Source organism: Citrobacter sp. RHBSTW-00017 (genome assembly GCF_013797615.1).
GTDB lineage: Bacteria > Pseudomonadota > Gammaproteobacteria > Enterobacterales > Enterobacteriaceae > Citrobacter > Citrobacter braakii.
Map to the genome: position 1 here is coordinate 4,632,811 of NZ_CP056899.1, position 14,754 is coordinate 4,647,564.

At 51.9% G+C, this 14,754-nt stretch carries 14 protein-coding genes and 1 pseudogene; 7 read left to right on the top strand and 8 right to left on the bottom strand.

Annotated features, from left to right (window positions below):
- Positions 1-102 precede the first annotated feature (102 nt).
- Both HV037_RS22385 and actP read left to right on the top strand, forming a co-directional pair.
- The gene (locus HV037_RS22385) at positions 103-417 is read left to right on the top strand and encodes a DUF485 domain-containing protein (RefSeq protein WP_016155370.1); all 315 of its coding nucleotides are present in this window, start codon (positions 103-105) and stop codon (positions 415-417) included.
- Positions 414-2,063: a cation/acetate symporter ActP gene (actP, locus tag HV037_RS22390; RefSeq protein ID WP_016155369.1), complete on the top strand. Its 1,650-nt coding sequence runs from the start codon at positions 414-416 to the stop codon at positions 2,061-2,063. The genes HV037_RS22385 and actP overlap by 4 nt, the downstream gene beginning before the upstream one ends.
- Positions 2,064-2,105: 42 nt before the next feature.
- On the opposite strand, the gene HV037_RS22395 is transcribed toward actP, so the two are convergent.
- Together HV037_RS22395 and HV037_RS22400 are read right to left on the bottom strand one after the other, a co-directional pair.
- The gene (locus tag HV037_RS22395) at positions 2,106-2,795 is read right to left on the bottom strand and encodes an LrgB family protein (protein WP_049268855.1); all 690 of its coding nucleotides are present in this window, start codon (positions 2,793-2,795) and stop codon (positions 2,106-2,108) included.
- Entirely contained in the window at positions 2,788-3,198 is a 411-nt protein-coding gene (locus HV037_RS22400; protein ID WP_016155367.1) for a CidA/LrgA family protein, read from the bottom strand. The genes HV037_RS22395 and HV037_RS22400 overlap by 8 nt, the downstream gene beginning before the upstream one ends.
- Before the next feature lie 101 nt (positions 3,199-3,299).
- On the opposite strand from HV037_RS22400, the gene HV037_RS22405 reads away from it, so the two are divergent.
- Entirely contained in the window at positions 3,300-4,190 is an 891-nt protein-coding gene (locus tag HV037_RS22405; protein ID WP_047357727.1) for a LysR family transcriptional regulator, read from the top strand.
- A gap of 84 nt (positions 4,191-4,274) precedes the next feature.
- On the opposite strand, the gene HV037_RS22410 is transcribed toward HV037_RS22405, so the two are convergent.
- The 3 genes from HV037_RS22410 to soxR all read right to left on the bottom strand — a co-directional run bounded on the left by HV037_RS22410 (position 4,275) and on the right by soxR (position 8,490).
- Positions 4,275-5,921 (bottom strand): Na+/H+ antiporter, encoded by a 1,647-nt coding sequence (locus tag HV037_RS22410; RefSeq protein ID WP_016155450.1) that lies wholly within the window; start codon positions 5,919-5,921, stop codon positions 4,275-4,277.
- A 157-nt stretch (positions 5,922-6,078) separates the two neighbouring features.
- A complete protein-coding gene (ghxP, locus tag HV037_RS22415) occupies positions 6,079-7,428 on the bottom strand; it encodes a guanine/hypoxanthine transporter GhxP (RefSeq protein ID WP_016155449.1) in 1,350 nt (449 codons plus the stop codon).
- A gap of 603 nt (positions 7,429-8,031) precedes the next feature.
- On the bottom strand, positions 8,032-8,490 hold the full coding sequence (soxR, locus tag HV037_RS22420) for a redox-sensitive transcriptional activator SoxR (RefSeq protein ID WP_016155363.1): 459 nt from the start codon (positions 8,488-8,490) through the stop codon (positions 8,032-8,034).
- 86 nt (positions 8,491-8,576) lie between these two features.
- On the opposite strand from soxR, the gene soxS reads away from it, so the two are divergent.
- Positions 8,577-8,900: a superoxide response transcriptional regulator SoxS gene (gene soxS, locus HV037_RS22425; protein WP_016155362.1), complete on the top strand. Its 324-nt coding sequence runs from the start codon at positions 8,577-8,579 to the stop codon at positions 8,898-8,900.
- Positions 8,901-8,902: 2 nt separating this feature from the next.
- Here soxS and HV037_RS22430 read toward each other — a convergent pair.
- Positions 8,903-10,240 (bottom strand): annotated as a pseudogene (locus HV037_RS22430) (EAL domain-containing protein); the annotation flags it as partial.
- Positions 10,241-10,308: 68 nt separating this feature from the next.
- Here HV037_RS22430 and HV037_RS22435 point away from each other — a divergent pair.
- The 3 genes from HV037_RS22435 to HV037_RS22440 all read left to right on the top strand — a co-directional run bounded on the left by HV037_RS22435 (position 10,309) and on the right by HV037_RS22440 (position 12,020).
- Positions 10,309-11,289, top strand: a complete 981-nt coding sequence (locus tag HV037_RS22435; protein ID WP_000019445.1) for an IS5-like element ISKpn26 family transposase — start codon at positions 10,309-10,311, stop codon at positions 11,287-11,289.
- Positions 11,271-11,450 (top strand): hypothetical protein, encoded by a 180-nt coding sequence (locus HV037_RS24850; protein ID WP_326926169.1) that lies wholly within the window; start codon positions 11,271-11,273, stop codon positions 11,448-11,450. The genes HV037_RS22435 and HV037_RS24850 overlap by 19 nt, the downstream gene beginning before the upstream one ends.
- Positions 11,451-11,738: 288 nt before the next feature.
- A complete protein-coding gene (locus HV037_RS22440; RefSeq protein WP_016155360.1) occupies positions 11,739-12,020 on the top strand; it encodes a YjcB family protein in 282 nt (93 codons plus the stop codon).
- 264 nt (positions 12,021-12,284) lie between these two features.
- Here the strand turns inward: HV037_RS22440 and HV037_RS22445 are convergent, their stop codons facing one another.
- Both HV037_RS22445 and HV037_RS22450 read right to left on the bottom strand, forming a co-directional pair.
- Entirely contained in the window at positions 12,285-12,530 is a 246-nt protein-coding gene (locus HV037_RS22445) for a hypothetical protein (RefSeq protein WP_048216952.1), read from the bottom strand.
- Between the two features lie 657 nt (positions 12,531-13,187).
- On the bottom strand, positions 13,188-14,552 hold the full coding sequence (locus tag HV037_RS22450; protein WP_059347288.1) for an anti-phage deoxyguanosine triphosphatase: 1,365 nt from the start codon (positions 14,550-14,552) through the stop codon (positions 13,188-13,190).
- Between the last annotated feature and the right edge of the window lie 202 nt (positions 14,553-14,754).

The window sequence follows — 14,754 nt, forward strand, 5'->3', positions numbered from 1 at the left end:
GCGCATCCCCAGGAGCATAGTTCACTATGTGACTGAGGTGGGCGAGTGCGGCCAACACACTTGCAACGTGAAAGACGAAGGGGGCCTCTGGAGAACTCTGTGATGAATGACTCTATTTATCAGCGGATAGAAGACAGTGCGCGTTTCAGGGAGTTAGTTGAAAAAAGGCAACGGTTTGCCACCATTCTGTCCATCATCATGTTGGCAGTTTACATCAGCTTTATTTTACTGATTGCCTTTGCGCCTGGCTGGCTGGGTACGCCGCTACACGCGGGAACCAGCGTCACCCGGGGTATTCCGATTGGGGTCGGTGTGATCCTCATCTCCTTCATCCTGACCGGGATCTATATCTGGCGGGCAAACGGTGAATTCGACCGCCTGAACAATGCGGTTCTGCACGAGGTTAAAGCATCATGAAGAGAGTCCTGACGGCGCTTGCCGCCACGCTGCCCTTCGCCGCAAACGCGGCGGATGCTATTAGCGGTGCAGTCCAACGCCAGCCAACCAACTGGCAGGCGATTGTCATGTTCCTGATTTTCGTCATCTTTACGCTCGGTATTACTTACTGGGCGTCTAAGCGCGTACGTTCGCGTAATGACTACTACACCGCCGGCGGTAACATCACTGGTTTCCAGAACGGGCTGGCGATTGCGGGCGACTATATGTCGGCGGCATCGTTCCTCGGGATTTCCGCGCTGGTGTTTACCTCCGGTTATGACGGGCTGATCTATTCACTCGGCTTCCTGGTCGGCTGGCCAATTATCCTGTTCCTGATTGCTGAGCGTCTGCGTAACCTGGGTCGTTACACCTTTGCAGATGTTGCTTCTTATCGTCTGAAGCAAGGACCAATCCGTATTCTGTCGGCCTGTGGTTCTCTGGTGGTGGTCGCGCTGTATCTGATCGCCCAGATGGTCGGCGCAGGTAAGCTGATTGAGCTGCTGTTTGGTCTGAACTATCACATCGCCGTCGTACTGGTTGGCGTGCTGATGATGATGTACGTCCTGTTTGGCGGCATGCTGGCGACCACCTGGGTACAGATCATCAAAGCCGTTCTGCTGCTGTTCGGCGCCAGCTTTATGGCCTTTATGGTGATGAAGCACGTCGGCTTTAGCTTCAACAACCTGTTCACCGAAGCAATGGCGGTACACCCGAAAGGTTCAGCCATTATGAGCCCGGGCGGACTGGTAAAAGATCCGATCTCCGCCCTGTCGTTAGGTCTCGGCCTGATGTTTGGTACGGCAGGCTTGCCGCACATCCTGATGCGCTTCTTCACTGTCAGCGATGCCCGCGAAGCGCGTAAGAGCGTGTTCTATGCCACCGGTTTTATGGGTTATTTCTACATCCTGACCTTTATCATCGGCTTTGGCGCGATCATGCTGGTGGGCGCTAATCCGGCGTATAAAGACGCTGCTGGCGCGCTGATCGGCGGTAACAACATGGCGGCGGTTCACCTGGCAAATGCGGTGGGCGGCAACCTGTTCCTGGGCTTCATCTCAGCCGTGGCGTTTGCCACCATCCTGGCAGTGGTTGCAGGCCTGACGCTGGCGGGCGCATCGGCCGTTTCTCACGACCTGTACGCCAACGTGTTCCGTAAAGGCGCAACCGAACGTGAAGAGCTGAAGGTGTCGAAAATCACCGTACTGGTGCTGGGGGTGATTGCCATCCTGCTCGGCGTGCTGTTTGAGAACCAGAACATCGCCTTCATGGTAGGTCTGGCGTTTGCTATCGCAGCCAGCTGCAACTTCCCGATCATTCTGCTCTCCATGTACTGGTCAAGACTGACCACGCGTGGCGCGATGTTGGGCGGCTGGTTAGGTCTGCTGACGGCGGTGGTGCTGATGGTGCTTGGCCCGACGATTTGGGTCCAGATCCTTGGTCACGAAAAAGCCATTTTCCCGTATGAATATCCGGCGCTGTTCTCCATCAGCGTAGCGTTCCTCGGGATCTGGTTCTTCTCTGCTACCGATAACTCAGAAGAAGGTAATCGCGAACGCGAGCAGTTCCGTGCCCAGTTCATCCGTTCCCAGACCGGGTACGGCGTAGAACAAGGTCGCGCGCACTAACCACTCCTCCTCATCCCCGGTCTGAACGACCGGGGCATTTTTTCAGAACATCACCATCGCGACCAGCGGTGCCACCAGCACCATCACCACGCCGGAAAGCATCATCACCAGGCTGGCGACCACGCCCTCCTGCTGGCCGAGCTCATAAGAGCGCGCCGTGCCCGCACCATGCGAGGCTGCGCCAAATCCTGCGCCTTTCGCCATCCCTTCCCGAATAGAAAGCCGTAAAAACAGTACATCGCCAACCGCCATACCGAATACACCGGTCACTACCACGAACAATGCCACCAGGTCTGGTTGCCCGCCCAACGGCTCTGCTGCCGCCAGCGCAAACGGCGTGGTGACGGAGCGCACCGCCAGACTACGCTGGATTTCATCAGGCAACATAAACAGACGCGCCAGCCACACGGAACTGGTAACGGCCACCAGCGTTGCCGTCAGCACGCCCGCCGTCAGTGACATCCAGTGCCGCTTAATCACGGCAAGGTTGTCATAGACCGGAACGGCAAAAGCAATGGTCGCAGGGCCTAACAGCCACAGCAGCCAGTGCGATTCACCAATATAGTTTTGCCAGGAGATATGCCCAAAGACCAGCATCAGGACCAGCAGCGCAGGAGTGAACACTAACGGCATCAGCGGTAATTTACGAAAACGGCGATACAGGCGCTTGTTGGCAAAATAGATGCCCAGCGTAATCACCAGACACAGCACGCTTAGCTGGAAATTACTCACGGTTTAGCCTGCTCATTTCATAGCGATACACTTTATCCACGACCCACGCCGTTGCGCCAAGAACCATCAACGTACTTAGCGCAATGACGGCAAATATGCGCCAACCATCGACCAACAACAGCTGCGTATAGTTGACGACAGCCACCACCGCCGGAACAAAAAACAGCAACATTTCAGCCAGTAACCAGCGAGCGCCTGCGCGAATCCAGTTCAGCGGGATAACCCGACAGACAATCAGCGCCAACATCAGCACCATCCCAACCAGGTTGGCAGGAAGCGGCAGATGCAGCCAGGAGACAAGATATTGAGCAAATACAAATAGACCTGCGTACAACAGAACCTGAACGGGGATCTGGAGTCGATGAATAACGGCAGGCGTCACGCGGCTTATCGCCACAGCCATGAGGGTATGTCCTTAAAAAATAGAGAGCGCCAGTATAGAGAGCCCCCGTCCAGGACTGAAATGAATTAAACTCATTGCAGGCATAGTCTTAAGGAATAATCATGGATATCAGAACGCTGCGCTATTTTGTTGAGGTGGTTCGTCAGCAGAGCTTTACCCGCGCAGCGGAGAAGCTTTTTGTCACCCAGCCCACCATCAGCAAGATGTTGAAGAACCTTGAAGACGAGCTTAACTGCACGCTGTTAATCCGCGACGGTCGGCGACTGCTGTTAACCGACACCGGACAGGTTGTTTTCGAACGCGGCCTGGCGATCCTCGCCGAGTTTCGCCAGCTCGAAGCAGAACTCAGCGACATTAATCACCTCAACAAGGGAGTGCTGCGCCTCGGCATCCCGCCCATGGTCGGTATGTTGATGGCCGGGCCTATCAGCCTGTTTCGCCAGCGCTATCCCGGCGTTGAACTGAAGGTATCTGAATTTGGAGGCTTAACCGTCCAGCAGGCGGTGATGAATGGCGAGCTGGATGTCGCGATGACCGCGCTGCCGGTTGAAGAAGAGAGCGGCCTGGCGACCTTACCGCTTTTTAGCCATCCGCTCTGCGTGCTGGTCCCCCGTTCCGGTCAGTGGACAACGTGTGAATCCATTTCCCCCGAGGCGTTAGCGGAGCATCCCCTGCTTATCTATAATGAAGATTTCGCGTTGAGCCGTCAGTTGCTTGAGCTGTTTAACCAGCACAATGTCAAACCCCGCATCGCGGTACGCAGTGGGCAGTGGGATTTTCTGGCGGCGATGGTGCAAGCCGGAGTCGGGATCGCCATTTTACCGGAGCCGATTTGCCAGCGCTTGGATAAGCAGACGCTGCGCTGGATCCCTTTGGAGAGTGATTTACGCTGGCAGTTGGGCATGATTTGGCGCGAAGGTGTGTATCTGTCGCACAGCGCCCAGGCGTGGCTCAAATGCTGTGAAGGGTTCTGGCTAACGCAAGAGTCGTAACATGCCGGATGCGGCTTAACGCTTATCAGACCTACAATTGGATTCCGTAGGCCTGATAAGCGTAGCGCCATCAGGCACAACCGTTTATTCGTTCTCGATCAACAGCGCTTCCAGCAAATCCAGATCGTGCAGCAGTTTTTGCAGCGTCTCATTGCTGATTTCCCGCGTGGCGCGCAGGTGATAAAGTTCCGCGCGCTCGGAACGCAGGGCCGCCAGACGGAAACGCCGCTCGAGGTTTTCTTCCTGCATCGAGCTTTCTACGTCGTTGCGTCCGTCGGCGCGTCGACGCAGGTTACCGATGACGCGTGAACTCACCTCGGTGAGCAACTGATTGTCGATGTTCTCTTCGGTATCTGCGGCCAGACGCTCCTCCATTTTCTGGATGGCGACAATCGCCACTTCCGCCGTGGCAGCGCGGGCAATTCGTTCCTCTTTCTGCTGCTGCGAGTGGTCTGCCACTTCCAGGTGTTGCAGCAGAAGCGGCAGCATCACCACGCCAACAAACAGCGAGAACAGAATCACGCCCGCGGCAAGGAAGATCAGCTCATATCGCGCCGGGAAGCCGCTACCATCCGGTAACAGCAACGGAATAGAGAGCACACCGGCGAGAGTAATGGCCCCACGCACGCCCGCAAAGGAGGCGATCATGATTTCACGCGTCGTCCAGGAACCAAACTCCATCGGCTTTTTCTTCAGGAAGCGCAGGCTAAACTTCTTCATCGTCCACAGCCAGCCAAAACGTACCAGCATCAGCGCCACGTAAATCAGCACGATATCGGTAAACAGCATCCAGATTTCTACATTCGGATCGGCTTCTGCCGCCGCCAAAGAAGACTCCAGAATCCCCGGCAACTGCAGTCCTAACAGCAAGAAAACCATGCCGTTAAACACAAACTCCAGCATCGCCCAGGTGCTGTTAGCACGTAAACGCATCGCCAGCGGCGCCCGGCGCATTACCCCGGAACGGGTGATGGTCATCCCGGCTGCGACCGCCGCGAGGATGCCGGAAACACCGATGTGTTCCGCAATCAGGTAAGACGCAAACGGCAGCAGGAACAGCAGAACGATTTGCGTTGCCGGTTCATCACCACCCCAGCGGCTGAGAAAACGCAGGGAGCGCCCGTACAGCCAACTGACGACAAAACCGGCCAGGATACCGCCAATCGCTACCTTGAAGAACTCAAGCGTTGCGCCACCAACCGTAAACACCATCGTGCCCATCGCCACGGCGACGGCAAATTTCAGTGATACCAGACCGGAGGCGTCGTTCATCAACGCTTCACCCTGCAGGATACCCATGATTTTCTTCGGTATGCGTCCCTCCCCCACTATGCCGGAAAGCGCAACGGCATCGGTTGGCGACAGGACAGCGGCCAGCGCAAAGGCCGGGATAAGAGGGATCCCCGGCACCAGCCAGTAAATCATAAAGCCAATCCCGACCACCGTGACCAGAACCAGCGCCAGCGCAAGGCCGAAGATCTCTCGCCCGTGCTCCAAAAACTCACGGGTTGGCGTCTTCCAGCCATCGGCGAAGAGCAGCGGCGGGATGAATAGAACCAGAAAAAGCTCAGGATCGAATTCCACATGCAAACCAAACGTCGGCCACGCCAGCAAGGCGCCGATGGCGATCTGCATAAGGGGTAAAGGGAGTTGGAATGGCAATACGCGAGTAAAAACCCCCGACAGCGAGACCACAAGGGTCATGATGAGTATGGTGAAAAAGATTTCCATGCGTTCCCTGTTTGCGATGTTTCTTATGATCAGTGATGAGAGGCGTCGTGCCTCAATTCTATCTACTTGAGAGTAACGCAAAAGACAACGAGAGTGTTGTGAAAATAAAAACGGGCGGCCAAAGCCACCCGTTTTCAGAATCTTCATCAAATGAGGATTAGATAGCCCAACCACCAGCGTAGAAGGCCACCAGCGCGATGGCGATGACCACTGTGCCGATGTTCAGTTTGCGCCATTCGCCAGAGACGATACGACCAATCACCAGGGTAGCAAAGCCAATCATAATGCCGGTCACGATGTTACAGGTCAGCACGATAAATACGGCCGTTACCAGCCCCGCCATAGCGTCGACAAAGTCAGCAAAGTCGATTTTCGCTACGTTGCTTAACATCAGCAGGCCCACATACATCAGCGCAGGTGCCGTTGCATATACTGGTACAAGATAAGAGAGCGGAGAGAGGAACAGGATCAGCAGGAACAGTACGCCAACGGTGATCGCCGTCAGGCCAGTTTTGCCGCCTGCCGCCGTACCCGCTGCGGATTCAATATAAACCGCCGCCGGTGCAGCGCCCACCAGGCCAGAGAACACGCTGCTCAGGGAGTCGGTGGTCAGCGCTTTGCCGCCGTCAATAATCTGTCCGTCTTTATCCAGCAGATTCGCCTGTCCGGCTACCGCACGGATGGTTCCGGTCGCATCGAAGACAGCGGTCATGACCAGCGCCAGCACGCTCGGCAGTACGATTGGGTTTAGTGCGCCCATAATATCCAGGCTACCGATCAGCGAGTTGCCGTTTTCGTCGCTCAGAGAAGGCATGGCAAAAATACCGGAGAAATGTACGGCCGGGTCGAAAATCAGACCCACTACGGAAATACCGATAATAGTCAGCAGGATACCGCCCGGTACTTTCAGTTTTTCGAGGCCAATAATCACCGCCAGACCTACCAGCGACATAATCACCGGGAAGGTATCGAAATCGCCCAGCGCAACCGGCAGGCCGTCCAGCGGGTTTTTAATAACCAGACCCACGCCGTTTGCCGCAATCAGCAGCAGGAACAGGCCGATACCAATCCCCGTACCGTGCGCAACACCCTGCGGTAGATTGCGCAGGATCCAGCTACGAATACCGGTCGCGGAAATGATGGTAAACAGGACACCCATCAGGAACACCGCACCCAGCGCAACAGGCACGCTGATATGTTGTCCCAGTACCAGGCTGAATGCGGTAAACGCCGTCAAAGAAATGGCGCAGCCAATCGCCAGCGGCAGGTTTGCCCACAGGCCCATCACAATAGAACCGACGCCCGCGACCAGACAGGTTGCCACAAATACAGCGGCAGGCGGGAATCCGGCTTTACCCAGCATCCCCGGAACCACGATAACGGAGTAGACCATGGCCAGGAACGTCGTTAATCCGGCAACGACTTCCTGACGAACGGTACTGCCGCGGAGCGAAATTTTAAACCAGGCGTCGAGTGAACCGCCGGTACGCGCTGAAGGCGTAGACATAGAAAACATCCCCTGAGAGTTTATTTTTTCGTCATTATGCGTGCTGGACAATCCACTGCCTGCTAAACGTTTTCTCCATGTGCCAGGTTTGCGTCAATAGGGGTGTCGCAAAAAAGCAAACGTTTAGCTTCGCGCATAAAAAACGGGTGGTAAAAAAAGCAAACGATTATCCAGCGATCATACGCTGGTTTTCAACTGAACTTTGCCGCTTTTTACTCATTTCTTCTTATAACGCGCAATAAATAATCAGTCGATGCGCAAACGTTATCGTCAATGCGCAGTCTGGCAACAAAATTTGCGGAGTTATTACAACATCGGTGTGCCTTTTTCACGCAAACTTGCGCAAGAAAACCGGTGAAGATGCGGAAAATTTTTTGGCTAAAAAATCACCATTTCACTGGTAAATGGAGAGAGGTGGCTTACAATTACATTATCAACACAGACCGGAACCTCACCTAATGTGCTCGACTGAGGGGTGTTGATGTCGGGGGAAACCCTCCCGTGAACCAGCGGGATAGAGTGAAAGACAAAGACCGGAACCAAACTAAAGCGCCCTCTGTGGCGCTTTAGTTTTATATCCGTCAATCCATCAGATATTTCACATCAATCATCTTCCAGCAGACGCGCCCCGGTCCCCTTCTCGCCAAGCTGATCGCCTGGGTTACGCAACGGGCAATCGCTGCGCGACAAACAACCGCAACCAATACACCCATCCAGTTCATCGCGTAGCGCCACTAAAGTATGAATGCGTCGATCCAGCTCTTCACGCCATTGCGAAGAGAGCTGCTTCCACTCTTTAGCACTGAGCGAATGTCCTTCAGGTAATACGCCGAGCGCGTCACCGATCGTTGCCAACGGGATCCCGATGCGTTGAGCAATCTTGATAATCGCCACATAACGCAACACATCACGTCTGTATCGGCGCTGATTGCCGCTGTTGCGCATACTGCTGATTAACCCTTTGCTTTCATAGAAATGCAGGGTTGATACCGCTACGCCGCTACGCTTTGCGACTTCACCTGGCGTAAGCAGCGCTTTTATTCGGGGTAATTTCTTTTCCATAAATCGCTTTACCTCAAGTTAACTTGAGGAATTATACTCGCCCACAGACAAAACGACGAATCGAATACTGAAAAAGAGGCAGCCCTATGTCCCATCAGCAGATTATTCAGACCCTTATTGAATGGATTGACGACCATATCGATCAGCCGCTGAACATTGAGGCGGTGGCGAAAAAATCAGGTTACTCGAAGTGGTATTTACAGAGAATGTTCCGCACGGTGATGCGCCAGACGTTGGGTGACTATATCCGCCAGCGTCGACTCCTGCTGGCTGCTGTTGAACTGCGGACGACCGAGCGACCTATTTTCGATATCGCGATGGATCTTGGTTATGTATCACAACAAACCTTCTCACGCGTGTTTCGCCGCGAGTTTGATCGTACCCCCAGCGATTACCGCCACCGCCTGTAAGATTATTGCCCGCTCTGCGTCAGTATGGCGGGCGACCGTTGTATCCAGTGCATGAACTCCTGTGGCGGCAGCGCCTTCGCAAAATACCAGCCCTGACAATACTGTACGCCACGTTCGCGCAGCCACTCGATTTGCTCAACCGTCTCTACCCCTTCCGCAATCATCTTCAGGTGTAAGCTTTGCGCCATTTCGATGATATGTTCGGCAATCAGGTGACTGGTGCTGTTGGTGGACAACGTACTAATAAATGATTTGTCGATCTTCAGGATATCGATATTCAACGCGGATAAATTGTGTAGATTGGAATATCCCGTCCCAAAATCATCAAACGCCACTTCATAACCCGCCTGACGAAACGCCTGGATTACCGCGGTCATTTTATCTACATCAATAAACCCGCGCTCGGTCACCTCGACTTTAATTTGCTGGGCCGCCACAGAGTACTCACGGTTTTTGTCGGTAATCAGGGCAATAAGTCGGGATGAATGAAAGTCAGAAGCAGAGAGGTTTATCGAGATATAAAGCTGAGGATGCGCCGAAAGAAAATATCCTAAATCGTTGAATACCTCTTCAATCACGTAATCCGTGATCCGCTCAATCATTCCCTCTTTTTCAGCCAGCGGAATAAACTCGGTTGGGCTCATTACTTCACCATCACAGCCCGGCCAGCGCAGCAGAGCCTCAGCCCCTACGCACTGGCCGTTTTCGATATCAATGATCGGCTGGTAGTGCAGACACAGTTGACGTTTTTTGATTGCGCGTTTTAACAAGCGGCGGGGAGATAAGTATTCCTGACGCGTGCGCCACCACATTAACAGCATCAGGATGCTGCAGATAATCCCGAAAGGAATCGTTAACGCAGCCTCATGATAGAAAATCGAATGTATGCGTTTATCCGAGGTCGACACAATAATCGCAATCGGGCGTTTTTCTGAATGCACTTTGGTGTAGAAGCGATCGTCCAACTGGAAGGTTGAAGCTTCACCGTGCACCAACGGCAATAACTGCGCAATAGGCGCCCCTTCGCTGGCAGAGAAAAAAGTACCCGTTACCGTGTCATACACGCCCCAGGACAGGTCCGGGTCATCTGACATAACTTCGCTGTAAGATAATGGGTTGATGACGACAACGTAGTTTCCACGTTGCATATACGTCATTCTGTAGCCAGCGAAAAAGGGGGTATCGCGATAGTAATAGATGGAGATGTCCGGCGTACGTTTATAGTCGGCGGTCGGCATAATATAGGCGACTGGCGGCGCCATCGACGTAGAGCACAAAAAATGATCGCCCTGCGCATAAATTAGCTCGCTGATATATAAACGACCACGAATAATATCTAGGGAAGGTGCGAACAAGTTCCTGATATGAGATCATCATATTCATCCGGAGCGCATCCCAGAGGGACATCATGAGCCATCAACTCACCTTCGCCGATAGTGAATTCAGCACTAAGCGCCGTCAGACCCGAAAAGAGATTTTCCTCTCCCGCATGGAGCAGATTCTGCCATGGCAGAATATGACCGCTGTCATCGAGCCGTTTTATCCCAAGGCGGGCAATGGCCGACGGCCCTATCCGCTGGAGACCATGCTGCGTATTCACTGCATGCAGCATTGGTACAACCTGAGCGACGGTGCCATGGAAGATGCCCTGTACGAAATCGCCTCCATGCGCCTGTTTGCCCGATTATCCCTGGATAGCGCCCTGCCGGATCGCACCACCATCATGAATTTCCGCCACCTGCTCGAGCAGCATCAACTGGCCCGTCAATTGTTCAAGACCATCAATCGCTGGCTGGCCGAAGCAGGCGTCATGATGACCCAAGGCACTTTGGTGGATGCCACCATCATTGAGGCACCCAGCTCTACCAAGAACAAAGAGCAGCAACGCGATCCGGAGATGCATCAGACCAAGAAAGGCAATCAGTGGCACTTTGGCATGAAGGCCCACATTGGTGTCGATGCCAAGAGTGGCCTGACCCACAGCCTGGTCACCACCGCGGCCAACGAGCATGACCTCAATCAGCTGGGTAATCTGCTTCATGGAGAGGAGCAATTTGTCTCAGCCGATGCCGGCTACCAAGGAGCGCCACAGCGCGAGGAGCTGGCCGAGGTGGATGTGGACTGGCTGATCGCCGAGCGTCCCGGCAAGGTAAAAACCTTGAAGCAGCATCCGCGCAAGAACAAAACGGCCATCAACATCGAATACATGAAAGCCAGCATCCGTGCCAGGGTGGAGCACCCGTTTCGCATCATCAAGCGGCAGTTCGGCTTCGTGAAAGCCAGATACAAGGGGCTGCTGAAAAACGATAACCAACTGGCGATGTTATTCACCCTGGCCAACCTGTTTCGGGTGGACCAAATGATACGTCAGTGGGAGAGATCTCAGTAAAAACCGGAAATAACGCCAGAAATGGTGGAAAAAATAGCCTAAATAGGCTGATTCGATGTGTTTGCGGGAAAAAAATCGGCCCAGATCCGCGAAATTTTAATCAGCGAGTCAGCTTGGGAAGAAATGACCTGCTTATTCGCACCTTCCTTAGATTTTTTTAACGATGAATTTAGGATAAATAAAACAGGTAATAAAAATACATCTTTAAGATTGATTATTTAGTATCGTTGCTTCCTTGAATATAACCACATATTTAACATGGTTATCGTCCTGCAAAAAATACGCCCAACACTGGTGAACAAACGAGCATATGTGATATAGTTCACAAAAATCATGTAACAGAAACGATGTTTCATTCATGTTATTGCCCGTCGATAGCCAGAGTACTACACCCTCGGTGAACACCCCCGCGCTGTCCTGGGCATCCAGACTTTCTGAGGACGTTTTTCATGGCAACGATAACAACTGGCGTGGTTCTTCTGCGGTGGCAATTACTCAGTGCAGTGCTGATGTTTTTAGCCAGTACGCTCAATATCCGTTTTCGTAAATCAGATTATATTGGCCTGGCCGTCATTAGCAGCGGTTTAGGGCTGGTATTTGCCTGCTGGTTTGCGACCGGATTACTCGGCATAACCCTGGTGGATATGTCCGCAATCTGGAAGAACATTGAAACCGTAATGGTTGAAGTGATGAGTCATACACCGCCAGACTGGCCGATGGTGTTGAACTGATAACAGAATTGCATATGGCTACCCCAGTTCTGAGGTAGCCATAATTTTCAGCGAAAAGCAGAAGGATTAAAATGGTTCTAATTACCTGATAGTGGAAAATAAAACAAAAAATATAATAATTTCATATTGTTATATAATAAGTTATTAACTATGTGAAGTTTTTAGTAAAAAATAGCCTTTATTACGACTAAAAACTTTACTTTCCTCTCTTGGCTGTTGCTCACCGCAATCATTCCAATTTTCTGGAATTAGTCTAAAAGAGAATCAGAGCAACTCTTTGCCTATTAGCAGCCTGAAGTCAACTCTGTTGTGAAGATTAACCTCATAAATTCCCTCAATAAGATTTTCAAGGGAATATTTAACCAGTTCCGCTGGGCCAATAATGATACAGCCATTTTTGACTTCAATATCAATAGCATCGCCGATACTGAAGCCAGCTTTTTCCATAATTGCTTCTGGTATTTTGAATACCGGGCTATCTCCGCATTTCTCAATAATTGTCTGGATCATTAGAGCTCCCCCGCTAGTACCATCACACATCATTTCTATAACTATACTTATATATCAACAACTTATATCACATGATTTCAAACCATTTAGTACGCATCATTCCACTAATCAGTATTAGTAAAAATAATTCAACTATCTTTTATTAATAGATAATTGATACATCCCGCTACAGCACATCGTCCGAACCAAATAGTATCTAATTGATTAGAAATGATTTTAAGTTAAAACAGATGAAAAAAGTCAGATGTGCTGTAGTGGGAAAATGATTTTTAATGGAGTGGCTTGCGGTGCCGAAACCTCCTGATCGATCACCATTTAACAAATGAACATCTACACAAACTTACAGACAGGCTCAAAAATTTGTATACATAGCGCAGTTGAGGTTAGGATAATCAAAGCTTCCCGCCTCCGGGTTGCTACTTACCAAAAATACCAAAGCGGGGTGCTACCCCCGCTTTTTTTGTATCTGGTACTTATTCAGTAACCGTGACTTTCGGCCCAGTGACGCGCAGGATGCTGAGTTAGCAATAGAGCTTATGCTATCCAAAAAAACCATAAAACCCGACAATACTGATAAGGATTGAGCCCCCCTGAAAACAGGGCCAGGGTCAACTTCTATTTCATCGTGCTCACGGTTTGCCATGTGCAGAGGGAACATCAGAGTCTGTCAAAGATTGATCCTTTGCGCGGAACAAAGATTTTCTCATACAGCCGAGTCGCGTACTCGTCCGTCATACCTGAAACATAGTCGCTGATGACCCGCATTTTTTTATCGTCAGCTTTTTCAGCTTCTCTATACTTCTTGCACGTCTCAGCCGGGAGAAAACGTGTGGGGTCGCTTGCCAGCACATTGAACAGTTCTACAATCAGCTTCTGACCTTTGAACTCCAGTAGCTGAACGTTTTCGTGCCGGATCACCTTGTCCTCAACCAGACTGAAAATGGCCTCACGTAGGGCTTCGACTTCGGCAGGTAGTGCCACTTTATAGCGAAGCATTCCGCACTTGAAATCAGGATGCTGCACCTGAAGCGTGACGCTTGTGATCATCAGGTGGACCAGCGTTCCGATGCATTCCTTGCGAAGGTAGCTTCTGCCGAACAGCTTATCGGCTACGTCTTCAGCGGTCAGGTCAAACGAGCTGCGTTGGCATGCTTCAAACAGGTGTGACTTGTCACTGAAGTAGTCCATCCACATGCTTTTGTCGATCATTCTCAGCGAAATCGCGTCCTCAAGATCATGGAGTGAATAGGAAATCTCATCAGCTAAGTCCATAATCGTTGTGTCCAGCGCTTTATATTTCGTTTTTCTGTGCTCAACCGGCTTGGTGGTCTTTCTTCCGGATCTGAATAACAGCGCATCATCATCATCAAAAGGTCGGAGTGCAAAGCTGACAGTATCCGCTTCGGAGTCCAGATAGCATTTCGGGGGCTTAAAGCCGGAGGATTTAAACAGCCATTCACGGCTTCCTGCCTGTGGCTGGCCGTAAGCGCTCTCGTTGACTACCTCAGAGTAGCTTGCCGGGTATTTCAGCACGCCTAGAATAAGCCTGCGCGTGGGATCCAGCCCGTTGGACTCGGTGTACTTATCCAGTTGGGTGAGTATACGCAGCGTCTGTCCGTTACCCTCAAAGCCTCCATAGGCTCTCATGCAGTAGTTAAGCGCAACTTCACCGCCATGACCGAAGGGGGGATGGCCGATATCGTGGGCAAGACAGATAGCCTGCATAAGGCTTGGGTGAGGCAGGAATTCCGCCTCAGTCGCTATCCCAACGGGATAGCGTATATTCAGCTGCGACAGGATGCCGCTGCCAATCTGCGCTACCTCCATAGAGTGAGTCAGCCGTGTGCGGTAGAAGTCGCTCTCGCCCAGACCCAGCACCTGCGTCTTCGACTGTAATCGCCTGAACGCGGAAGAGTGGATTAGTCGGGAAAGATCGCGTTCGTATTCCGACCTTATTTCATCTGGCCTACGGGTATTGCTCCCTTGGCGTTCAGACCAGATCTGTTCTTTGCTGTGTGTCATACAGGCTCCTGTGGGCAGGATATAGCAATCAGCCTGCTTAAGTGCAGACGTGAGAAATGTAAACCCGGGGCTGAGTTTCGTCCCTGTTATTCGGAATGAATCCTCTGTGCCAGCAAACTACCCAGGTTTTATCATCGTTAAAGAGTTCCGGGCGAGCGATCGTCCGTGCTGCACTCTGGAAGTGAAAATGCATCCGTCGCAT

What these genes read in the sequence shown, in the direction of transcription:
- HV037_RS22385 (WP_016155370.1), top strand. Translation starts at nt 103, where the DNA reads ATGAATGACTCTATTTATCAGCGGATAGAAGACAGTGCGCGTTTCAGG.
- actP (WP_016155369.1), top strand. Translation starts at nt 414, where the DNA reads ATGAAGAGAGTCCTGACGGCGCTTGCCGCCACGCTGCCCTTCGCCGCA.
- HV037_RS22400 (WP_016155367.1), bottom strand. Translation starts at nt 3,198, where the DNA reads ATGGCTGTGGCGATAAGCCGCGTGACGCCTGCCGTTATTCATCGACTC.
- HV037_RS22405 (WP_047357727.1), top strand. Translation starts at nt 3,300, where the DNA reads ATGGATATCAGAACGCTGCGCTATTTTGTTGAGGTGGTTCGTCAGCAG.
- HV037_RS22410 (WP_016155450.1), bottom strand. Translation starts at nt 5,921, where the DNA reads ATGGAAATCTTTTTCACCATACTCATCATGACCCTTGTGGTCTCGCTG.
- ghxP (WP_016155449.1), bottom strand. Translation starts at nt 7,428, where the DNA reads ATGTCTACGCCTTCAGCGCGTACCGGCGGTTCACTCGACGCCTGGTTT.
- soxR (WP_016155363.1), bottom strand. Translation starts at nt 8,490, where the DNA reads ATGGAAAAGAAATTACCCCGAATAAAAGCGCTGCTTACGCCAGGTGAA.
- soxS (WP_016155362.1), top strand. Translation starts at nt 8,577, where the DNA reads ATGTCCCATCAGCAGATTATTCAGACCCTTATTGAATGGATTGACGAC.
- HV037_RS22435 (WP_000019445.1), top strand. Translation starts at nt 10,309, where the DNA reads ATGAGCCATCAACTCACCTTCGCCGATAGTGAATTCAGCACTAAGCGC.
- HV037_RS22440 (WP_016155360.1), top strand. Translation starts at nt 11,739, where the DNA reads ATGGCAACGATAACAACTGGCGTGGTTCTTCTGCGGTGGCAATTACTC.
- HV037_RS22445 (WP_048216952.1), bottom strand. Translation starts at nt 12,530, where the DNA reads ATGATCCAGACAATTATTGAGAAATGCGGAGATAGCCCGGTATTCAAA.
- HV037_RS22450 (WP_059347288.1), bottom strand. Translation starts at nt 14,552, where the DNA reads ATGACACACAGCAAAGAACAGATCTGGTCTGAACGCCAAGGGAGCAAT.